The sequence below is a fragment of the Candidatus Neomarinimicrobiota bacterium genome, from assembly GCA_017656425.1.
GTDB lineage: Bacteria > Fidelibacterota > UBA2242 > UBA2242 > B5-G15 > JACDNV01.
The window spans coordinates 257,780-279,184 of record JACDNV010000002.1 but is presented as its reverse complement, the minus strand read 5'-3'; the positions used below and the strand labels follow the sequence as shown (position 1 = coordinate 279,184).

The 21,405-nt window shown below is 32.9% G+C and carries 22 protein-coding genes; all 22 read right to left on the bottom strand.

Annotation, left to right across the window (positions count from 1 at the left end; translation table 11 throughout):
- Window positions 1–744 carry a DUF3108 domain-containing protein gene (locus H0Z29_02530; GenBank protein ID MBO8130375.1) on the bottom strand — a complete coding sequence of 248 codons (744 nt, stop codon included), beginning with the start codon at window positions 742–744 and terminating at the stop codon, window positions 1–3.
- A gap of 2 nt (window positions 745–746) precedes the next feature.
- Window positions 747–1,478 carry a protein kinase gene (locus tag H0Z29_02525; GenBank protein MBO8130374.1) on the bottom strand — a complete coding sequence of 244 codons (732 nt, stop codon included), beginning with the start codon at window positions 1,476–1,478 and terminating at the stop codon, window positions 747–749.
- 61 nt (window positions 1,479–1,539) lie between these two features.
- Window positions 1,540–2,574: a CDP-glycerol glycerophosphotransferase family protein gene (locus H0Z29_02520; protein ID MBO8130373.1), complete on the bottom strand. Its 1,035-nt coding sequence runs from the start codon at window positions 2,572–2,574 to the stop codon at window positions 1,540–1,542.
- Complete coding sequence (locus H0Z29_02515) at window positions 2,571–3,644, bottom strand: CDP-glycerol glycerophosphotransferase family protein (protein MBO8130372.1); 1,074 nt, start codon at window positions 3,642–3,644, stop codon at window positions 2,571–2,573. Before H0Z29_02515 ends, H0Z29_02520 begins: the two co-directional genes overlap by 4 nt.
- Window positions 3,634–4,656: a glycosyltransferase family 9 protein gene (locus H0Z29_02510; GenBank protein ID MBO8130371.1), complete on the bottom strand. Its 1,023-nt coding sequence runs from the start codon at window positions 4,654–4,656 to the stop codon at window positions 3,634–3,636. The genes H0Z29_02515 and H0Z29_02510 overlap by 11 nt, the downstream gene beginning before the upstream one ends.
- Window positions 4,656–5,396, bottom strand: coding sequence for a phosphocholine cytidylyltransferase family protein (locus H0Z29_02505; protein MBO8130370.1), 741 nt, complete (start codon window positions 5,394–5,396; stop codon window positions 4,656–4,658). The genes H0Z29_02510 and H0Z29_02505 overlap by 1 nt, the downstream gene beginning before the upstream one ends.
- Window positions 5,397–5,407: 11 nt before the next feature.
- Window positions 5,408–5,797, bottom strand: a complete 390-nt coding sequence (locus tag H0Z29_02500; protein MBO8130369.1) for a hypothetical protein — start codon at window positions 5,795–5,797, stop codon at window positions 5,408–5,410.
- The gene (locus tag H0Z29_02495) at window positions 5,797–7,617 is read right to left on the bottom strand and encodes an ABC transporter ATP-binding protein (protein ID MBO8130368.1); all 1,821 of its coding nucleotides are present in this window, start codon (window positions 7,615–7,617) and stop codon (window positions 5,797–5,799) included. The genes H0Z29_02500 and H0Z29_02495 overlap by 1 nt, the downstream gene beginning before the upstream one ends.
- A gap of 6 nt (window positions 7,618–7,623) precedes the next feature.
- Window positions 7,624–8,259 (bottom strand): threonylcarbamoyl-AMP synthase, encoded by a 636-nt coding sequence (locus H0Z29_02490; protein ID MBO8130367.1) that lies wholly within the window; start codon window positions 8,257–8,259, stop codon window positions 7,624–7,626.
- Complete coding sequence (locus H0Z29_02485; GenBank protein MBO8130366.1) at window positions 8,256–9,089, bottom strand: lysophospholipid acyltransferase family protein; 834 nt, start codon at window positions 9,087–9,089, stop codon at window positions 8,256–8,258. The genes H0Z29_02490 and H0Z29_02485 overlap by 4 nt, the downstream gene beginning before the upstream one ends.
- A gap of 38 nt (window positions 9,090–9,127) precedes the next feature.
- Window positions 9,128–9,571, bottom strand: coding sequence for a hypothetical protein (locus H0Z29_02480; protein ID MBO8130365.1), 444 nt, complete (start codon window positions 9,569–9,571; stop codon window positions 9,128–9,130).
- A gap of 4 nt (window positions 9,572–9,575) precedes the next feature.
- Window positions 9,576–10,646: a flavodoxin-dependent (E)-4-hydroxy-3-methylbut-2-enyl-diphosphate synthase gene (gene ispG, locus H0Z29_02475; protein ID MBO8130364.1), complete on the bottom strand. Its 1,071-nt coding sequence runs from the start codon at window positions 10,644–10,646 to the stop codon at window positions 9,576–9,578.
- Window positions 10,636–11,778 (bottom strand): hypothetical protein, encoded by a 1,143-nt coding sequence (locus H0Z29_02470; protein ID MBO8130363.1) that lies wholly within the window; start codon window positions 11,776–11,778, stop codon window positions 10,636–10,638. The genes ispG and H0Z29_02470 overlap by 11 nt, the downstream gene beginning before the upstream one ends.
- A 42-nt stretch (window positions 11,779–11,820) precedes the next feature.
- Entirely contained in the window at window positions 11,821–12,753 is a 933-nt protein-coding gene (locus tag H0Z29_02465; GenBank protein MBO8130362.1) for a hypothetical protein, read from the bottom strand.
- Window positions 12,754–12,772: 19 nt separating this feature from the next.
- Entirely contained in the window at window positions 12,773–14,044 is a 1,272-nt protein-coding gene (locus H0Z29_02460; GenBank protein ID MBO8130361.1) for a hypothetical protein, read from the bottom strand.
- 16 nt (window positions 14,045–14,060) lie between these two features.
- Window positions 14,061–14,738 carry a flagellar motor protein MotB gene (locus tag H0Z29_02455; GenBank protein ID MBO8130360.1) on the bottom strand — a complete coding sequence of 226 codons (678 nt, stop codon included), beginning with the start codon at window positions 14,736–14,738 and terminating at the stop codon, window positions 14,061–14,063.
- 3 nt (window positions 14,739–14,741) lie between these two features.
- Complete coding sequence (locus H0Z29_02450) at window positions 14,742–15,536, bottom strand: MotA/TolQ/ExbB proton channel family protein (protein MBO8130359.1); 795 nt, start codon at window positions 15,534–15,536, stop codon at window positions 14,742–14,744.
- Between the two features lie 7 nt (window positions 15,537–15,543).
- Window positions 15,544–16,890 carry a tetratricopeptide repeat protein gene (locus tag H0Z29_02445; GenBank protein ID MBO8130358.1) on the bottom strand — a complete coding sequence of 449 codons (1,347 nt, stop codon included), beginning with the start codon at window positions 16,888–16,890 and terminating at the stop codon, window positions 15,544–15,546.
- A 213-nt stretch (window positions 16,891–17,103) separates the two neighbouring features.
- Entirely contained in the window at window positions 17,104–17,865 is a 762-nt protein-coding gene (locus H0Z29_02440; GenBank protein ID MBO8130357.1) for a tetratricopeptide repeat protein, read from the bottom strand.
- Window positions 17,865–18,785, bottom strand: a complete 921-nt coding sequence (locus H0Z29_02435) for a hypothetical protein (GenBank protein MBO8130356.1) — start codon at window positions 18,783–18,785, stop codon at window positions 17,865–17,867. Before H0Z29_02435 ends, H0Z29_02440 begins: the two co-directional genes overlap by 1 nt.
- Before the next feature lie 161 nt (window positions 18,786–18,946).
- On the bottom strand, window positions 18,947–20,083 hold the full coding sequence (locus H0Z29_02430; GenBank protein MBO8130355.1) for a hypothetical protein: 1,137 nt from the start codon (window positions 20,081–20,083) through the stop codon (window positions 18,947–18,949).
- Between the two features lie 126 nt (window positions 20,084–20,209).
- Window positions 20,210–21,400: an amidohydrolase family protein gene (locus H0Z29_02425; protein ID MBO8130354.1), complete on the bottom strand. Its 1,191-nt coding sequence runs from the start codon at window positions 21,398–21,400 to the stop codon at window positions 20,210–20,212.
- Window positions 21,401–21,405: the final 5 nt, after the last annotated feature.

Here is a 21,405-nt window from a genome sequence, read left to right as displayed (position 1 = left end):
TTACTCCATTTTCATTCGATTATTATTGTTAGAAGGATAGTATTTTTCCAATCGCATTTTTACTTTACCGAATTTAAAAGATGTTTCAATCAGGACAGGAACCCTTTTATCAATAGACAGATAGATGACCGCCTGTCCACCGTACTTGAAAGGTTTATTATCAAATCCAATTGGCTTTATAACTAGACAATTCTGGTCTCCAAATATAGTACTGATGGTTTTAACATCACTAACTATTAACTTATATTTACTTATTTTACTATTATCAAAACTCTCAACGGAATATTCTTCTCCAGGATTAAGATCCAATCTTCTCACATAATAAAAAATTGACACTGGATCATTAACATATCCATTGAGAGATATCGTATCACTGTTACTTCTGGCTTCCATATTAACATAATCAAAATCAACCTTATAATTTTTCCTATAACTTCCCTCCCGAATATTTTTTTTAAATCCACAAGAATAAAACTTATCTGCATCAACAATTGATATCATATAATCCCTGACTTTATATATTTTTTCAAAAATTCCTGTTGAGATAGCTTTATATGAAATTATGTATGCAAAACCATTTCTGGTCTTTATTAAAGAATCTACACTCATTTCTGCATATCCAGCTTTTATAAAATTGTACCACATTGAAAACTCAAGTTTTTCTCCAATACCAAACCCGTTTTGGGAGTATAATCGACATATAAGAATAATAGTTAAAACAACCAGCAATAAGTATCTTCTCAAAATTACCTCCTGTACTGCCTGAAAAACCTTTTTGTGTTATGCCTTAAAAGGTTATTTTTTATAGCCTTTTGCAACTTTCCAACATCTTTTTCTGGTTGAATTGAATATTCTTTTAAAAATTCCCTATATAAACAATTATCATGCTCATACTCAAGCCTACAATTACACAAATTCAATTTAGATATGTCATACATTCTAAAATACGATGATAGAAATACCTTTCTCTTCATCCTATTTAAGTCCACAATAAATACCTTCCCATTACTATCTATTAAAAAATTACCAAGGGTTAAATCATTGTGGGTAAAGCCCATATTGTGAATTGTTTTCACGAATTCAGCAATCTTTTTTACTATTTTTATTTTATCTTCAAAATTTACACTAATATCCCTTAGCACTGACCTAGCTAATCTATAATTTTCAATTTCTTCCATAATAATAAAATTAGTCATTATAAACCCAAGTTTCCTTTCTGTATATACAGCTATAGGTTTAGGCACATTAACACCATTTTCTAACAGTAATAGCGAATTATCATATGTTTTTTTTGCTCTTGACCTCATAAAAGGACTTAACATGTAGGATATTTTGTTTCTCCAGCCAAAATATTTGATAACATAATTTTTTATTGTACCATCTAAATTAAGTTTTAATGATGCGACAATATTTACTTTGTTTTTGTAAATTTTTTCCGCATTTAATTCAATCCACTGCCTTGATTTTAAATTATTCAAAATATTAATATTTATTTCTTTCCCAATGTATTCTTCGCTTATCATCAAAACGACATTAAAATTAATTAAAGAACCTATAAGCCTGATACTTTCTAAAAAAGTTTAAGGGTTTTTTTCTTAATTTACTCAAAGCACCCGATTCTATTATTTTATCTACTGATTCTATCACTCTTAAACTATTTTTTGTATCGCGATATGCCTGTACTTGAGTAATTATTTTATCTCTAGCCTCCAAATTCAAGTCAGGGTTTTCTCTAAGCTTATCTATCGCAGCTCTTAACAAATTGACATCCTTTAAATTGATACCCTTCTCTTGCCTGACCTTTGCTCCAATTGTTATCACTGGTTTCCCCAATAATAAAAATTCATAAACGATTGACGATGTATCTGAAATCAAAATATCAGCAAGGTGCAATAAAGGGACGTTATCAGCATCTTTCAAAACAATTATCCTATTGTCTCCAATTTTTTTTGCCTCATTAATTTCTTCTCTTCTTGCAAGATCATGAAATTTCACAATTACTATTTCATCATCTCTTATAATACTGGATAAAACAGGCATTAGTTTGCTTGTTGATTTAAATTTTGGACTAAAAGTTGGAGCATACAATATTACTTTCATACTTGTATTGCCTACTATTTTCTCTCTGTACTTCTGATCAAGCTCGTAACTTAATATGTAATCAACCTTTGGCCAGCCTGTCTCAACTACTACAAAATGCCCATATTTTTTCTCCAACCTCTTAAATTTGCTGGTAATCAAAGGACCACTTGTACAATAGATATCAAAAAATCCAGTAATCTTATAATGCCCACCTTTTTCCTCACAAAGACCATGAAATACCTGAACTTTGATCCCTGGTAAATTAGGATGAACAATATTGCCCGGGATAAAGACTATATCAGGCTTAAATTTGATTGCATCATAGATGGAGTCGGTGACATTCGAACTGACGTATGAAGGAACCTTATCTAAAATACTTTTATGTACATAGACAAGACTTTCTCCCTTTTTATAATTATTAATTGTTTCAAGTAATGGTTTTATAACAGGGAATGAATATGGCTTAGTTACAAAGTGTAAGTATCTCTTCATTTAACTCTTTTTATTATATCTTCCACAATCCTTATAGAAGTTTTACCATCTACTTTACCAAGAAACATTTCTTTTCTTTCTCTAATCCTATCAAGTTTTTTTGTCTCAAATTCTGTTAATGAATCAACCACTTTATAAATATCCTCGGGCTTTTTCAGAACAAAAGCGAAATCTATATATTTAAAAATTTCTTTGTCCATTCTTGATGACCAGAAAAAACTTCGAAATATTCTGTGTTTCCATCTTGGCTTATAAAAATCACACAGTATTATTGGTTTCTCGGTAGCCAGATATTCAAATACAGTGGATGAGTAATCAGATAATAAAACATCTGATATTTTATAGTAAGGTATAATGTTAAACTCACCATAATCAATAAGGTATATATCTTTTCCTTTTTTCGACACATCTATCAAAATATTCTTCTGCTTCTCATATTTTTTCATAGTAAATGTGAACTGGTGGGGCTTGATAACAACATTGTAAACATCAGATAGAAAAGGGAGATACTTTGCGACATGCTCTATTGAGCTTGGGTAAAATGTCGGAGCATACAAAAGAACTGGCTTCTGGTTATTTATTTTAATATCAGCAGTAACACTGGAATCCAAAAGCAGATCAAGCTTCGGAAATCCTGTAACAACTATATCATATCTATAATTATATTTTAGAAGTTGCTCCCGTCTATATTCACTTTCAACATATCTAACATCTATTCTGGAGTCATAATCGGTATAATAACATTTCTTGAAACCTATCCCGTGATAAAGTAAAACCGCCATGGTTTTCTCTGAGCAATATTTTTTTGCGTGGGCACTTCTACCAAACACAGTCACATCAAAATTCTCAGATCTAATTTTCTTTATCTTATCCCCTTCGCTCTCAGATTCAATAAAATGATATCTATTTCCATGAACTATCTTTTTAATCATTGCGTAATCTACGAATTTACTGTTAGAAGCAGTAAAAAATATCTCAAATTCACCAGATTTTTCCATCTCTTTTGCCACAGGTAAAAATTGTGGTAGGTAATATATATATTCTACATTAAAAAGTACTTTAATTAGCATATTTTGATAATAAAAATTTTACCTTTTCAAATACTTCCTCAGGTGTAATCTTCCGTAAGCAAAAAAGATTATTAGTACAATTTAAATAACACTTTCTCCTCCTACAATTAACTTCTTTAGATACAGCAATACAATGCTCCTCAGGTGCATTCCATATCCTATAATCGGTCGGACCAAAAATTGTTATTGTGGGAATATTTAAAGATTGAGCAATATGGTTCAAGCCGCCATCATTCCCTATATGTAAGCTGGATTTTGAAATAATTGCTGCTATCTTTTTTATACCATCAATCTCAAGTCTCGCCACGTCGTACTTTCCACCCATCATATGTCCTATCTGCTCCAGATGCCAGTACTCCCCTGGACCACATAATAGTATAATTTTATATTTTAAATGACAATAAATACGTTCAATAAGTCTGGCATAATACCTATGCGGCCATAGTTTATAGAAAGCAGGTGATATGGGAGTGATTGTTATATATTTTTCATCCTCGTTCACACCAGATACTGAAAGTATTTTCATCGCCTGTTCAAATGATATATCATCAATAAATATATCCCTTTTTACTGAATCTACTTTCATTGACATTAAGCGTATAGAATTTAACCGGAAATCAGCCATATAAGGAGTATTGTTTAGTCTTTGTTCATTGTAGTGCAAATTATAAAAATATTTTCTCACTCTTTTATTTAATCCAATTCTAATAGGGGAATTTATATACCATGTAATAAGAGCTGTTGATGGTAAAGACAGGATATCTATAGTAACATCATAGTTATTTCTCTCCTTAAATAAACTTTTTAAAAATTCTGAAACAAATCTTTTTTCGTCTAAGCTTATTATATGGTCAATATAAGGGTTATTTTCAATTATTGATTTATATCTATCGTATATTGTTACAGTTATAATTGATTCTGGTAGGTTACTTTTTATATTCCTGAAAATAGGAGTAGCCAGAACTATTTCCCCGAACCTTTTTGGAATAAGAATCAAAAAACTTTTATACATCACCAGTTATATTCACTAATAATTCTATTGTATACTTCCAACCTTGCTCTTTCAAGGTCCTCTGGAAAATCTATTTCAATCACTGGAAGACCAGTTATATTTTCAATATAAAAATCAAATTTATCAAGAAGCTTATCCACCGCTTTTTCAAAGAAATTTTTTTCTCCTCCAGCTGATATTATCCTTTCCATACAATCAGCAAAGTCCTCCGTTAAATCCGAACTAAACTTAGCTATACCTATAAATTCTCCTTTGCATTTATCGGGATTAATATCTTTACCAATTCTTAAAATTTTACCATTATGATCACAGATTACCTTTACTTCCTCCTCACCGCAATCCTTTTCTTCAATAGCCATGACATTTGAGTGAGCCGACTTTAAAACCCTCTTCGGGACATCAGGATGACAAAGCACATCGGCATTAAAGTAAATAAAGTCATTATTAATAAAGTATTCCTTTGCAAGCCAGAGAGAATAAATTGTATTCGTATTCATATATTCCCTATTCTCAATATAGTCTAATTGCAAATCTGCAAATCTATTCCCGAAATAATCAATTATAATATCTTTCTTATATCCCACAACAATATAAACTTTATCAACATCTGAGCCCAATAAAGATTCCATCTGGTATTGTAGTAATGGCTTATCACCAAATCTAATCATTGTCTTTGGTAAACCATCCGTAATATTACCTAATCTTCTCGAAGCTCCTGCCGCAAGTATAACAGCTATCATAACTACCTCCTTTATTTTCTTTCGCTCAGATAGTTAATCAGGTATTCGGCAAGTGGCTTTATTCCAATACCATGATATATCATAGCACAGACAATGTTATCGGATACAAATTTCTGAATTGGATATCTTGACCACCCAGAAATGAATACATCGAAATTTGAATTTTTTAATTTTTGTTTTCTCTCTTCTTCATCCTTTGCTAATATCAACTCATCACCATTCTTATTTTTCAAAACTTTCAGTGTAATTTTATATTCACATTCGGAAATAGAATTCGATATCGAATAAAAAATTTTAAAATCTTCAGTATCCTTTAGCATTTCTATAACAGGTTCAAATTGTGGTAAATGACACAGATGGTATATATCAAAAATAACTTTATATTTCTTATTCCCGACCATCAATCACCCAAACTCTGCATGTTATAGAAATGATAATAAAGCCCATCTTTTTTTTCTATAAGTTCATTATGATTACCTATTTCAACTATAGAGCCATTCTCCAGTACAATAATTTTATCAGCACCCACGACAGTGGATAGTCTATGAGCTATTACAAGCACAGTTCGATCTTTCATAAGTTTTTCTATGGCATCCTGCACTTTTCGTTCAGATTCAACATCAAGATTGGATGTAGCTTCGTCAAGTATTAGAATTGGAGGATTTTTCAACAGAGCTCTCGCTATTGCTATTCTTTGTGCCTCACCACCAGATAGTCTTGTACCTCTATCTCCTATTATTGTATCCCATTTATCTGGCAATTTATTAATAAATTCATATGCATTGGCTGCCTTTGCCGCACTCACTACCCTACTAAAATCAATATTCTCAAGACCATAGGCTATGTTATTATATATAGTATCATTGAAAAGTATTACTTCCTGCGTGACAATACCCATTAATGATCTCAATGACTTTAATGAAATATTTTTTATATCAACTCCATCTATCAATATTTTTCCTTTTACGGGGTCGTAAAATCGAGGCAGGAGATCAACCAATGTAGACTTCCCGGCTCCGCTGAAACCAACAATTGCAACAACCTCCCCCTTCTTTACTGTTAAGTTAATGTCTTTTAGTATATAGTCTTTATTTTCCTCATATTTAAAATATACGTGATCATAAATAATTTCTGATTCAAAGTCCTCAATATGCACCGGTCTTTCTATTTCGATTATATCACATTTCTCATCAAGCAATGAAAAAACTCTACCAGCAGATGCCATCCCCTGTTGAATATCTACATTTACATTATTCAAATTTTTTATCGGATTTAGAATTGCAAATAGTAAAAGAATATATCTTACAAAATCTTCAGCAGATAATCCTGAACCTGAAAGCACCTGTTTACCACCAAACCATAATAGAATTACCCCTATAGAAACTCCTATGGTTTCCGAAACAGGTGTAGAAATCATTCTCAACCTTGCCCTTTTGAAAAGCAGTCTGAAATATTTTAACGTTTCTCTAAAAAACCTTCTTTTTTCAAACTCTTCCATTGCAAAGGCTTTTACAACTCTGATGCCATTCGTTGTTTCATTTAGAATAGACATAATACCAGCTATTTGTTTTGAACTTCGAAATGATTTTCTCCTTATACTTTGACCTATCTTAATAATAGCATATCCAGAAACTGGAAGTATTATCAGCGATATCAGTGTTAATTTCCATGAAATTATGAAAAGCAATATGGCAAATGTCAATATGTTGATAGGCTCTACAATCAATTTATTAAGACTTACGCCAAACGTTCTTCTTAACACCTCGACATCATTTATAATTATCGATGTTATCTCTCCAGCCTTAACTTTTTTAAAAAAGGACAATGACATATCCTGAATGTGTGAATAAACTTTATTTCGCAAATCTGTTATAAATTTCAACTGAGCATATGAAAAGGATATTCCCTTTAAATAAAAGAATATATTTTTAAGAAAAAATGCAATAAATATAAAAACACATAGATTCCTCAGGGAAATATAAGGATTCTTATTTATAATGATTTTATTCGTATAATATTTTAGTTTTTCATTTAAAGAATTATTTACTGTTTCTCTTTTTTCGATATTAGATGTTCTCTCTGCCGGGAAAATTACATTAATAAAAGATGCCGTCATCCATACAGATGCGCTATTAAATGCAACATACAGTAAGGAGGCAATAAAACCTATAACAATATACTTCCAATATGGTACAAAAATTCGAGCAACTCGAAGATACATTTTTAATTATTTTTTTATCTTGTTTATTATTTCAAATATACTTACTGCCCCTTCCCTCAAAATCTGGAAATCGCTTTCCGTCACTTTTATCACTGTAGAAACGGAGGGCTTTCTAACATAACCAGTATATATAACAAAGGAAAGCTTTTTATCAAAGTATTTAAGAATCTCCGTCAAATTTTTTGCTGGGGGTTTTCCAGCTGGATTAACACTCGTCGTGGTAATCGGGTTTTCAAAATCACGCAGTAATTCACTTACTACAGAGACATTCACAACTCTCACGCCAATAAAACCATCTTTAATAAGCTCCTGTGGAAATTTCTTATTCTCTGGAACTGGAAGAACGAGAGTAATCTTGCCTGGTAACAACTTCTCGACAAACTCCTTCTGATAAAAATTTAAAACACCATCAAAATCTTTTAATAATTCTCCTTTGGATTTATATAAAACACTGAATGGTTTATTTACATCCCTTCCTTTTAGAATGGATAGTCTCTCTATCCCTTCTTGAGAAAATACGTCAACGCCAAGTCCATAAATCGTATCCGTTGGATAAGCTATCACTTCACCATTCCTAAGTGAATTGTATATTTTTTGAATGATATCACCTTTTAAATCTTTTGCCTTAATTACCTGAGTCATCTCTTTTTCCACCTCCTATGGAACCAGAAATACTGTTCCGGATTTTTACATATTTTCTCCTCATAATACCTAAAATAGATTCCGGTTAGTTTTAAAACATTCTCCTCAGAATAATCATGTTTATCAAATTTTAACGCATCAAAATTAACATAATATTTCCCATTTACCAAATTACAGGTGGCAAGTATCATAGGAACGTTCAATTTCAGAGATAATCTCGATGGACCAATAAATACTTTCGTCTTAATCCCAAAAAAATCCAAATCTCTGCCCCTTCTTCCTGCATATTGATCTGGAATTATATAAAGAATTCCGCCTCTCTTTACATGAGAAACCATTTTTAATACACTATCATTCATATCTATAATCTTCATTCCATTTCTTATGCGAATATCCCTGACAATATCGTTAATAGCTCTATTCTTTAAAGACTTTGCAACTGATGCTAGATTAAATCTTCTCCTTACCAGTACCTCTGGTATTATTTCCCAGTTACCAAAATGAAAGCCGACAATAACACATCCGGTATCTGTCGTTAAATCCTTAACTGTATCCAAATTATTAATTACTATTTTCCCCTTTATCCATTTATCACTTGCAAAATAAAGGGGTAAAAAATCAAGAAAAACTTGCGAAAAGTGAAGGTATGTCTTGTAACATATTCTTTTTCTCCAATATTCCCCTTTATCAGGAAAAGCTATCTTTAAATTATTTAAAACATCCTTCTTTCTTTTCTTTAATATGAAAAAAAAGAGCTTGCCTACAAAAAGGGAAAGATTTCTACGACCTGTCTCACCGATACCCAATAGTATTTTTTTTAAAAGGCTCAAAAGGGAAAAAGATAGCCAAATTTTTATAGAAGGGAATATCATCTTGATTGTTTCTGAATATAATACTCTACAAGTTCTTTTAAAGTTTTATCACCTACCTTTACCATTTCGCAAGCGTATTCAATAGCTTTATAAAACGGCTCAGAATAGTTAAACTCCATTTTATAAAACTTATCGATATACTTTATCATTTCATCTTTTGTATTATCTTTAAAAGTTGTGTAAATCTCATAAAGAGGATATGAAATAAACTCTCGATAAAATATAAGGCAGTCCCCTTTCGAATCTTTAGCCTCTATCTGACGATAAACCTCGTGTGTTCTGTAAAGATAAGCATATAAAAAGGCTTTTTTACTGTCCCGATCAAGAAGTTTCCAGTAGATAGCAGTTGCAAGTGGTGTATTGTCTTTACTAACCTGCCCAATGCATATGCCATAGAAAAACAACGCAATTATTAATAATAAAGATGCTTTCTTTCCCATGGACTCATTCCTCATCAAATTTTTTTACCTCTTCTATCAACCTATTCACTGCTTGATCTCCCCTAATTTTTTCAATAATCTCACCTCTTTTAAATAAAACAGCATCGCTTTTACCAAAAGCCACTCCTACATCCGCTTCTCGTGCCTCCCCGGGACCATTCACAACACATCCCATAATGGCTACTGTGAGGTCTTTCTTTATTCTTCGTGTTTTTTTCTCAAATAGATTAACCATTTCAACAAGATTCACCTGAGTCCTGCCACAGGTAGGACATGAAATAATATTTATTCCAGGTATTTTAAAACCGATGGATTTTAAAATATAGTAGCCAGCCCTCACTTCTTCTGCTGAGCTTCCTGTTAAAGACACTCTAATCGTATCCCCAATACCGTTTAGAAGCAAATATCCAATCGCAATAGAAGATTTAATTATTCCCTTCATTCCAGGTCCTGCCTCGGTCAATCCTATATGTAGTGGATAGTCATACTTCTTGGAAAATAAAGTATTTGCCTGTATAGTCAACTTAACATCACTTGATTTTAATGAAACAACTATATCAAAAAAACCATTATCGTTAAAAAATTTAATATATTCATCAACTGTTTCCATCATTCCTTTTGCAGTTGGACGAGAATATTTTTCCAATATTTTTCTGGGGATTGAGCCCGAGTTTACACCTATTCTAATTGGAATGTTGTGATCTATTGCACATTTTATAATCTCTTTTACTTTCCAGCTGTCACCAATATTGCCAGGATTTATTCTAATTTTATCAAAGCCAGCCTCGATAGCCTTTATTGCCATTCTGTAATCATAATGGATATCCGCTACAAGTGGTCTGGTCGTATATTTTCTGATTTTTTTCAAAACGGAGGCGGACTTATCATCTGGTACAGTTATTCTTATGATCTGGCAATCCTCATTGACAAGTTCATCAATCTCCTTATATAAATTCTCCAAATCCCATGTCTTCGACTTTGTCATAGATTGAACGGAAATCGGTGAATCTCCACCAATATAGATATCACCAACTTTTATTTTCCTTGTTCTTCTTCTTTTCTGCCTATCCACCATTTTTTTCTAAATTAAATGGAGTATTCAAATAATATTTTGCCCTCTTAACTGTAATACTTCTATTATCAGATTCAATTGCCTTTCGATACCAGAATTTTGCATTAGTACGCTTTCCCAACATGTCATATAAAAAACCAAGCCTTAAATACAAATTCCCAAGTTCATAATCCAGATCAAAATCGTCAAAATTTAAACATTTCGTTAAAAATTTCTCTGAGTCATACAACTGGTTCGTATAAAGGTATATACTACCCTTGAGAAGATTATAGCGAAATTCGTTTTCCCTTTTGACTCTGTTATTTAGATTGGGCAAATATTTTTCGATTCCCTTAGTTAATTCTATTACCTTATCTAGTTGGCCTATCTCTAAATATGCCTCTGCCATAAGATACTTATAGTACGGATTTTCGTCAAATTCTTCTGATAATAGCCTAGAATATTTTAATGATTCATTATAATTGCCCTCAATATATAAATATACAAAAGCAAGAATTCCCTGAGCTTCATATTTCCCGTATTTACCATTATCAGCTGTCAATTTCATATATTCTAATCCCTCTTCCTTTGAACCTGCAATATCTAATATGTAAGAAGCAATTTTCATATAAGAAGAAGATATTCCGACATAATAACTAAATAGACCTACAGGTAGATATACATCATAATCATCTTTAATATTATCTATAGCTCTCTTCATATATTTCACACTTTTATATCCATTTATTAGAATCCCAAGCCAATCCTTTTTTGCAAGCGATAATCTTGCTTTTAATCCCAGAGTCAATCCATAATAGAACAAACTATAATAATCTTCTCTATTATTTTCTAATTTCTCTTTATAATAAGAAGCGACTCTTTTTATGTCCTGTTCGAGTTTGTCATTTGCTCTTTTCATGGATTCAATCTGTTGGTTTTTCAACCACTCTACAGCTATTAACCCAAATGGTGATAATGGATGGGTTTCAAAATTTTCCAGAAAAATTTCATAAGACCTATTATAGTCAAGTCTATATATTGATTTTACGCCTTCTAGTATCTCGTCGGTATTATCTTCAATTAACTCATTTGAGTTCACAAGTCTATAAAGTATGATTATATTAATAAATACATATAAAACAGTCTTCAATCTCATTAATATCCCACAATCCTATTATATTTATGAATAAAAAATAGATTATTCTATAACGTCTTCTTCTAACAGATCCTGCAGACTAAATCGGCCTTCTCGCTCAAGCTCTCTTGCTTTATCTACAATCTTTTTTTGAGCAGCTTCTACTTTTCTCCTGGGCTGTGGTCCCTCAATAAGCTTCATTTCGTCTTCAAGGATTATCCTGGTTCTTTGGGGCAATACGTTTATAAACTTTTCCTGAATATTATCTGGCTGCCCCTTAAGTGCATAAGCAATATCAGAGACCTCGACAGACTTCAAAACATCTGCCAGAATACCTGATGGCAATTTCACGAGATCTTCAAAAGTTATATAATACCTTTTTACTTCTTTGACAAGTTCAGGAGCTTCCTTCTCAAGATATTCCAGAAATCTTTTCTCATCACTTGGTCTCAAACGGGATAAAATACCAGCGACACTCTTTCCACCACCTCTGGAAAATTCAGATTCCTTGGGCAGAAAATTGGCTTTTTCCTTCAACTCAGACGCTATACTAACAACACCCTCAAGGGGAATATCGTCAAGATTTCCCATCTCAGTCAACACCTTTGGTTGTATGGTAGGATCGAGTAATTGTATAACTTTTGATTGTCTATCGACATCCAGCTGTGCAATTGTCAAAGCCATTATTCTCGGTGGTTCATTGGAAATTAGATAAGCAACTTGTTCATCAGTTAACCTCTCAAGGAATTCAAAAGGTTTTCTTGTCTCCTTACCCGCTGGCTTTACTTTCTCCTGGATGAATGTAACATAAAATTCTTCAAGAATTGACCTTTTCACTTTAAAAGGTACTTCCCCTATTGCCTCCATACGCAGCTTTATTCTATGCAAATCCTGTGGTGATATCCCTTTAAAAAGCTGTGCCGCCAGATGAAAGCCTAGCGTTTTAAATAAAATCGCTACTTTATCAATACCATCATAAACCTTCTCTTCAGCCATTATATCCTCCAAAATATTTTCATTCTTCTTCAGATTCTGTTGACTTTGAAACTTTTAACCATTCCCTTAATATTCTTGTAGCCGCATCCGGTTGCCCAACACTCATAGAAATGACCGACTGTTTCAACGATTTTAACTCTTCTTTCTGCTGCTCCAACTCTTCAAGTTTTTTCAAACGCTCCTCTTCTTGCCTTAGTTTAGTTTCATTTACAGCTTTTTCTACCTCTATCTGAGGTTGGGTAACTACCTGTTGTTTGGACTGGGGTTTTATAACAACTGGCTCTTCAACCCTTTCAGTTACCACTGAATTTGGTTTAACAGAACGTCTCATTGTAAGAATCAATATAAGTGCTATAATCAATAGTAATACTAATACACCTAATATTAAGTACATCAAATAATTATTACCCAGAGATAAGAACCCTCTGGGCGGAGTCCCGGCCAAACTTTTTTCAAGTTCTTGTAGCTTCCGATTACTTTCCTCAAGCTGTGCCTTCAATGTATCAATTTGTCGCTCCCTCTCTGTTGCCTGATCCTCTGTAATCCTCCTTTGTGCCTCAGTCAACTGTTGCGTTGCCAATATTTCTTTAAGCCTTTGTAACTCTTCCTCCAATTGTGCTATTCTTAAAGAATCCTGTACTATCCTTTCCCTTTCTCTCCTTTTCTCCTCCTCAAGTCTCGCTTTTCCTTCAATATCTTTTTGCCTTTTATCTATTTCATCTATCTTTTCTGCTATATTTTTCAAAATCAGCGCCTCAGCATCGCCTTTCTGTTTTGTAAATGGGGCTGTTTTTATAATTAGCTCATCACCCCTTGTTTTATCAAGATGTGCTGCAACGCTTGCAACCTCTCTGACACTTTGTATCAGTTCTGACGATATCCCTTCTTCCAGTATAATATTTATTGTTTGCTTTTTTATAATAGGCACACCAGAAGGAGGTGTAACTGTTTTTTGTTGTTCTACACTGGTGGCTTCTTGCTGTTCCTCTATAGTAAGATCACTGGGAGTTTCAAATCCTGGTAAAGGTAAATATTTGCTTTCGGTAGTAGGCTTTTCACCAACCTCTTCTTTTGACCGAATCTCTTGCTGACTGGTTTGGTAATCCAATTCAATATTTACATCTACAACAAATTTTATATCCTCAAGAATTTTATTTAAAGCTTCGTTTATTCTATCTTTTATTGCATTCTCAAGCATAATTTTTTGTGAATAGTAAGATAAATGTGAGACCTGAGGTAGAATAAATGGCACAAATACAAAAACTACTATTAAAATTTTTAGATACCTCATTTTATTTACTCCTTTATCATTCAACTGTTAAAAATACAATCTCAACTCTTCTATTTTGAGCCCTTTTTTGGGGAGTATCATTCGCTTCTTCAACCGTTCTCCCTGGGGCACGTGGACGTGTAGATGCATATCCAATTGCACGGAAACGCGAAGGATCCAATCCCCTATTAATATAATATCTTACAACTCTACAAGCTCGAGCTGATGAAAGCTCCCAGTTTGATGGATAATTTCCCGACGAAATTGGAACATTATCTGTATGCCCCTCAATAGCAATAGGGAATACAGACCGTCTCATCATGGGCTCAATTTTATTTAAAATTGGATAAATTCTTGGATCAAGCTCTGCTGAACCCGATTCAAAGCTTATCTCACTCGGTATTTTTATTGCTACTCCACGTGCACTCGTCTGCACTTCAATTACTTTCTTTAAATTTTCTTCTTCAACAACTCGAACAACTTCTCGATAAATCTCACTTAAAGAATATGTCTTTGCCTTTTTTATTCCAAGTGCCTTACCAACGGAATTACTGAACATCTCAAGCTTAACAGGATCAATTGTAGACATTGAAAACAATAGAACAAAAAACGTCAGAAGAAGAGTCATCATATCACCGTAGGTCAATAACCACGGCTGCTCCTCCTCAGCTGGTTTTTCAACCGCAAATTTCTCTATATCATTACCTTCATACATTTTTTATCTTGCTTCCTCTTCTCTTTTCCATTCCCTCGGTCTAAGATAAGAATTTAATCTTTCCCTGATAATAAGAGGGTGTTTTCTTTCATGTAAAAGCAATATACCCTCTATAAGCATCCTCTGAAGCATATTTCTTTTCTCAATTCTCGATTCGAATTTTACAGCCATTGGATTAAAAATTAAATTAGCTAATATCACTCCGTAAAATGTGGTTATCAATGCAGCACCCATACCTGCACCAAGAGTTTTCATTGGGTCCTCACCGGCCGCAGAAAATTCACTCATACCATATAACATAACTACGAGTCCAATTAGTGTCCCGATCATACCGAAAGCAGGTGAAAATTTACCCATTGTTTTCAAAACATTAGCTTCAGCCTTCTCTCTCTGTGCCCTATTTATGATTCTCGTTTCGAGTATTGTTCTGATTTCATTTCTGTTATACCCATCAACAATCATCTGAATTCCGTCTCTTAAAAATGGTTCTGAAATACGGGGAATCTCCTTCTCCAAATCCTGCATGCTTCTTCTAGCTATAGGTGCAAGTTCTACAATGGTATCTACTATTGCCGCCATCTTTATTTTTTCCCTACGGAAAACAGCAATTGCAGACTTAATAATCCCCAACACTTCTCCCATTGAGAAACTTATCATCGTTGCAGCAAGAGATCCGCCTACTACAATTAAAAAGCTGGGTAAACTCACGAAAATTATAAAATCAGGGGTTAATTGATATATCCCCATTAAAATTAATCCAGTACCTGCTATTATCCCTAATAAACTTGCAATGTCCATCTTTTACCTATTCCTTCCCCAATCCTTTCACACTTTTTAATCTATACTCGCTCATTGCCTTTAAAATATTCCTCACATCTTCATAATCCGGGTCAAGCCTTAGGGCAAGATTCCAGTTTAAAGTTGCCCTTTCTATATCGCCTAACTTGTAATAAATCGATCCCCTTCTTGCATAAGCAAGAGCAAGATTTGGATTTAATTCAATCGCTTTTTCAACCTCCTTCAACGCTCCTATATAATCCCCCTCATAAAAGTACCTCAGTGATTTAGATAGATGCCTCAATGCCATATTGGTATTTCTCTCCATTGCATATTTTGCCAGTTTAACACTTCTAACAGAATCCTCTAATACACCAATTTTCTGCCTCAAGTATGTAATTTCATTAGACAAATATTTAATTTGACTTTCATAAAATTCTATTGAATCTCGCAAACCGGCTATAATGATATCGCATGCTTTTAATATCGAATCTATCTTTTGTTCATAATACTCCTGAGCATTTAATTCCTTAATAGTAGATTGCCTCTGAGGAACCTGCATTCCAGGTTTTTCGGTTTTTATTTCCTTAATTCTGGGAACTACAAAATCAAGACTCACAACAAAAGCTGGAGAATCCCATCGGTAGGACTTCCCAAATTTCGGAAGATTCTCCATATGTATTACACCAAAATTAATTTTATAATTTGAACCAATTGGTACTCTAATTCCCATATTTACACCTGTCCCATCATACTCTGCAATGAAATCAATACCACCCTTTTCCTGCATTGCAGATGTATTCAACATTATTCCTGCAAAAAAACCAAGTTGATTACCACGGGCTGAATCACTCCTCACATTCTCTTTTGAAAATCCACCTGTGCCTATACCTATATAAGTATTTAGCTTATAATTTTCAAATTCTTTCTCATTTCCTAAAACACCGAAAAGAGATAAACTTCTGGTATCAAGGGACATCTTACTGCTACCTTGCTGAAATACAAAATCATATAATCCAGCAGAAAAACTTACATCGCTATATTCAAAAAACTTTTTCTGAAAATGCAAACCAATCTCTACTGGCGAATCACCAGCAACACCCTGAATGGTAGTCACTCCTAATTTAAAAGATGCTGTCAAATCTGTCTCAAAATATACAGCTTCTGTATTTACAACTATGTCGGAAAAATCAAACATCTCTGTTGATAATCCCGTTCTAAATACATACGGGCTTATTTCTTTACTACTGATTGGAATTTTCATCATATAACTAGGTCTTGTAAATGAAACTCTGGTTATGCCTCTAGTAAACGCCAGACAGACCATTTCCAAAATGAGTATTACAATAGGGTATATTGTTTTCCTCAATATCATTCCTGTTCCCTCAGTACATAATTAACTATTCTTTTTTCACTTTTCCAATTGTAAAATTTTCACTTTTGTTAAACTTATAAGTTAAATTGTGATAAAAAGTGAGACTTTGAAATATATAATAGCACCAATTTGTTAAAACAATGCATTTATTATATGGAATTATATATTCCTCAAGATTTTCATAACAATATTTAATGCCGGTAAACAGTATCATTAAAAACTTGTATCTAATTTCATATACTCTTTTGCTTTTTCAACCAGTTCACTGTCAGGATATCTCTTTTCAAGATCTACAAATATCTCATGTGCTTTTATCTTATTCCCAAGTTTTAGATAGCTCAATCCGATCTTAAAAATAGCTGCATCAGACTTATTACCATCACCAAGATCTAATACCCTCTGAAATGCTTCAATAGCATCTTGGTACCTTTCCATTGAATAATAGCATTCTCCCAACCAGTATTGAGCATTATCGGCTAACGGATGCTTACTGTTAGCAACCACAAGATATTCAAATTTATCCATACTGGCTCTATACTCTTTATTAAAGTACATCGATAGAGCATTATTATATATTGAAATATACTCCTCATCGGTCAAAACAGAATCGACTATACTTTTTTCTTCTGAAAGAGTATCTGCAGATGATCTTATATTCCTAATTATCGCCGTGGACAGCTCTTTATCTTCTTTTACTGTTTTTAGAAGCTCTTCGAGATTTTTAATCTTTGATTCCTTCCTCCTTAGCGAGTCATTTAAAATCTCATTTTGAATTCTCAACTTTTCAAGTTCTTTCCTTAACTGATTAAGCTCTGCTTGCTGGATTATAAGAGCAGAGCGTAAATCAAGAATTTCTACAGCCTTTTTTTCAAGCTCTTTTCTTTTCTCTTCAAGCTCTTTATTTACATCCTGAGCTTGTAGATTACTTAAACAAACAAATATTATCATTACAATTAATAAATATATTCTATTCATTAATCAAAATACTCCCATTCAATATTATAACTATAGCTAACAAATGTCCCGAAATTTTTAGGTAATATTAGCTCAAACTTCCCAGTTTCCCCGGGCTGAAGTGAATTACTGGTAGTAATCCCTGTTTTTTTAAATGTATAACTAGAACCTTCTACAAAAACCGTTTTTATATCCTTTGTTCCGCTCCAATCCCTACGAAAAACAAAATTAATCTTGACAAAATCTGCTCTTCTTGTCCCAATATTTTTAACCTCTCCATAAAGAACCAGGTTACCCGTTGATGTTTTTCTTTCTTTAACTGATCCCATCAGTACACAATTTGCCTGTCCAGTGCCTATAGCAGAAACCTTAGTTTGAGTTTTAGGAATTAAGACTGTTTGCGTCTGGGTGGTTGGGGCCTGAGACTCCATTCGTTTTTCTACCTCTTCAGGAATTACATATTCTGTTGCCTGAGCTACTGTATTCGACACAATCCTTACAATTTCATCTCTTTTTACAACCAGATAACCAATAAGTGTCTCCACTTTGATAATCTCATCATCTTGGTATATTATCTTCCCGAAAATAGATGTCCCATTGGTTAGTATTATTTCTTTGTCATAAAAAGAAAATGGATTCTGCCATATTTGAGCTCTTGCTTTTAATTCGTTTAAATCGTTAGCAAGTGATGAGACCTTTGCGGTTAGTTTTTTAACTTCAAAAGACAGTTCCTTAATTACTTCTTCTTTTTCTTTATCTGAAACTTGCTCTGGAATTTTTAACCCAACGCGAGTAGTCTCTTCAGTAGGCTCTTGAATTTCCTTTTCTTCTATTGGCAACTCTTTAACAGGTTCTTCTCTTTTTACCTCTTTAAAAATCCCGCAACTATAGGAAACTATAAATATAAAAGCGGATAGAATGATTATAAATTTTTGTTTCATTATTCCCACCCTTCGGAAAATTTTTTAAGTTTATTAACATAATTCAAAACTAACCTTGCTTCTGTAAATATATTTAACTAATGCCTGTTAGTCAAGTTAAAAATCAAAACATTTATCTCTATTTTCTGGTAATTTAAACAAATATTAAAAACCAAATCTTTTTATACAATTGGAAAATATAAAATTGCTGCTATTCCAGGGATTTTATCTTTTTCTTTCTCAATGACTTCTATATTACCACCATTTTCCAGAACGGAATGTATCAAATTTTCTGTTACATCGTTTGTTATCATTAGGTTATTACCACAATCGGGACATTTAGTAGCATCCCCGGTATCAATTAAACCACAATCTTTACAATAATGACCCTTTTGAATAAAATCTTCTGCGAATAAAAGTGTTTTTACTGCTCTTTTCCTGCTAGAAATAATAACAGCTTGTATACCCTCTACAGCATAATTTTCTGTTGATAGTTCCCTCACCTTTTGAATCAATCTTTTCTCATATTCAGCCTTTATAATATCCTCCATCGATTCAACTTTCTTGAAAGCATCGTCAGTAGGCACTTCAGGGCCTATTATCATTTCACCAAGTACTTTACATAAGATGTCATCTTTTAGATATTTTTTAAACTCATTTAATACATCTCTGTGTCCTCCAAGTATAATCCAATTGAAATTCAACTTGCTATCTAATTCAGAAACCTTTTTGGAAACCTCTTTGTAATGACCTAATATTATGTTGTGAATATTCCTCTCAACGCTTCTTTCATCCCTACCCTTATAACCACCATATTTAATAGACTCTACCTGATTACTTCTTACCTGGAAATGCTCAATATTGCTACCAAGTCTTCTTTCAAATATTTTTGCTTTAGCTTTATCCACCAATACTAATCCATAATTCCTGTAATGACTGTACAATTTTGCTAAAGGCTTAATATATACAAAAGGCTGAACTTCTACTTCTGTCATAAATGGAACATCAAAATTTACCACTTCCCACAAGTTTTCTCCTACTGAAGAAAAACAAACACTTGTAAGTTTGCCATTAATAGGAAAATCCTCATTTGCAAATTTTAAAATTCTTTCAAAATCTTGAGAAACAAAATTCCTTTCCTCCTCACTTAACTCTCTATAATAGGACTTATTTTGCTTGTACCGAATTAATTTCTTCAATTCCGTCATATAACTCATCTTCCCTCGCCCTACAATATTCTTGGTAAGGTAGGCCGTAGTAACAGGGAATCTCTTTGTCTTGATTTTCAAAAAATCTCGTAACAGGCTAAATTCACCCATCTTTTTCCTCCAGTTTTATAAAACCCCGATTTTTATATAATTGATACTTTTATAATTGCGATAATAAAACATCTAATTTTTTATTAATGAATCTTTTTGAATTTTTCAATAGCAAAATAAAAAATATTATAATAACCACTCTATTTTATAATCAGGATTAAATATAGGTTTATATGGATCATCAATTTCCTCATCTATATTCTTTATGACAAGACATTTTGCCACTTTACCTGGTTCTAAGCTACCTACTTCCCTGTGAAATCCGATAGCATAAGCACCATTCAATGTAGCAAATTTTAAAGCATTATCATAACTAACCTTGAATTTCGTGACGCATCTAATCATTTCATTTCTTAAGTCCAGATCATTGTTAACCACTCTACTTTCAGTACCAAGACATATGTTAAATCCATTCTCAATCAATTTATGAATGTCAGGAGGTTTGATTGATAATGAATCATAAACTCGTGGTGCAATACTAATATTTATTTTTTCCGGTAACTCTTTTAGTCTTTCAATCTCCTCTTCCGTTAGATCACAGCAGTGGACTAATAAGTTGTGCTTTGTATATAGCATATTTTCCATCATATAATTCACAGGGCTCTTTCCCGGACATTTCCAGTCAAAGTCATAATCTTCAACACTAAGCAAATATTGTTTCAATAACCCGTTACAATTCAAGAGCAACTGCCTTTCACACTCTTCAAATCCAAAATGCATAGCAATATGTTTCTCTCTGTAAAAAATCGCCCTGAGGAGTTCTTCATTTGTAAGGGCAAGCGAAGAAGGGGTAAAATGACATGTAACTTTTTTACTTACCGGCAAAAAATCTATTATATCTTTATACCTTTTAAGAATAAAATCTTTCTGCAATCTTCTAAATCCTTTTATTTCAATAAAGACCCTGGCAAACAATTCACTTTCTATTAAAGGATTTACTGAAATTCCATCTGAGCTAAAATCAGCCACTGCTATAGTACCATATCCTAAAACATCTTTAATATTTTCATTTATAGTATTCTTTCTGATATCGTCAGGTTCTCGCTCCTCTTCATAGCATTTAAATAAATATTCTTTAAAATTTGTGGGGACAAATACCGGCGAAGAGTGTTCGAGGTGTATGTGAGTATTAACAAATGCTGGAAAAACAACTGAATTACCGAGATCTACAACTTCATAGTCTTTATACTCTTCCTGTAATTCTGTAACCACACTATGAATCTTATCTTCACTAACAATAATATAGGAATCTTTTAAGGGATGTTTCGATACTGGTACGATCCACCTTGATTTGTATATTTTAATATCATTAGCCATATGTT

Coding starts and splice junctions, on each gene's coding strand:
- H0Z29_02430 (MBO8130355.1), bottom strand. CDS start 20,083: ATGGGTGAATTTAGCCTGTTACGAGATTTTTTGAAAATCAAGACAAAG.
- H0Z29_02490 (MBO8130367.1), bottom strand. CDS start 8,259: ATGACTCAGGTAATTAAGGCAAAAGATTTAAAAGGTGATATCATTCAA.
- H0Z29_02465 (MBO8130362.1), bottom strand. CDS start 12,753: ATGGCTGAAGAGAAGGTTTATGATGGTATTGATAAAGTAGCGATTTTA.
- ispG (MBO8130364.1), bottom strand. CDS start 10,646: ATGGTGGATAGGCAGAAAAGAAGAAGAACAAGGAAAATAAAAGTTGGT.
- H0Z29_02515 (MBO8130372.1), bottom strand. CDS start 3,644: ATGCTAATTAAAGTACTTTTTAATGTAGAATATATATATTACCTACCA.
- H0Z29_02495 (MBO8130368.1), bottom strand. CDS start 7,617: ATGTATCTTCGAGTTGCTCGAATTTTTGTACCATATTGGAAGTATATT.
- H0Z29_02460 (MBO8130361.1), bottom strand. CDS start 14,044: ATGAGGTATCTAAAAATTTTAATAGTAGTTTTTGTATTTGTGCCATTT.
- H0Z29_02470 (MBO8130363.1), bottom strand. CDS start 11,778: ATGAGATTGAAGACTGTTTTATATGTATTTATTAATATAATCATACTT.
- H0Z29_02445 (MBO8130358.1), bottom strand. CDS start 16,890: ATGATATTGAGGAAAACAATATACCCTATTGTAATACTCATTTTGGAA.
- H0Z29_02425 (MBO8130354.1), bottom strand. CDS start 21,400: ATGGCTAATGATATTAAAATATACAAATCAAGGTGGATCGTACCAGTA.
- H0Z29_02440 (MBO8130357.1), bottom strand. CDS start 17,865: ATGAATAGAATATATTTATTAATTGTAATGATAATATTTGTTTGTTTA.
- H0Z29_02505 (MBO8130370.1), bottom strand. CDS start 5,396: ATGATAGCTGTTATACTTGCGGCAGGAGCTTCGAGAAGATTAGGTAAT.
- H0Z29_02450 (MBO8130359.1), bottom strand. CDS start 15,536: ATGGACATTGCAAGTTTATTAGGGATAATAGCAGGTACTGGATTAATT.
- H0Z29_02500 (MBO8130369.1), bottom strand. CDS start 5,797: ATGGTCGGGAATAAGAAATATAAAGTTATTTTTGATATATACCATCTG.
- H0Z29_02480 (MBO8130365.1), bottom strand. CDS start 9,571: ATGGGAAAGAAAGCATCTTTATTATTAATAATTGCGTTGTTTTTCTAT.
- H0Z29_02455 (MBO8130360.1), bottom strand. CDS start 14,738: ATGTATGAAGGTAATGATATAGAGAAATTTGCGGTTGAAAAACCAGCT.
- H0Z29_02435 (MBO8130356.1), bottom strand. CDS start 18,785: ATGAAACAAAAATTTATAATCATTCTATCCGCTTTTATATTTATAGTT.
- H0Z29_02520 (MBO8130373.1), bottom strand. CDS start 2,574: ATGAAGAGATACTTACACTTTGTAACTAAGCCATATTCATTCCCTGTT.
- H0Z29_02510 (MBO8130371.1), bottom strand. CDS start 4,656: ATGTATAAAAGTTTTTTGATTCTTATTCCAAAAAGGTTCGGGGAAATA.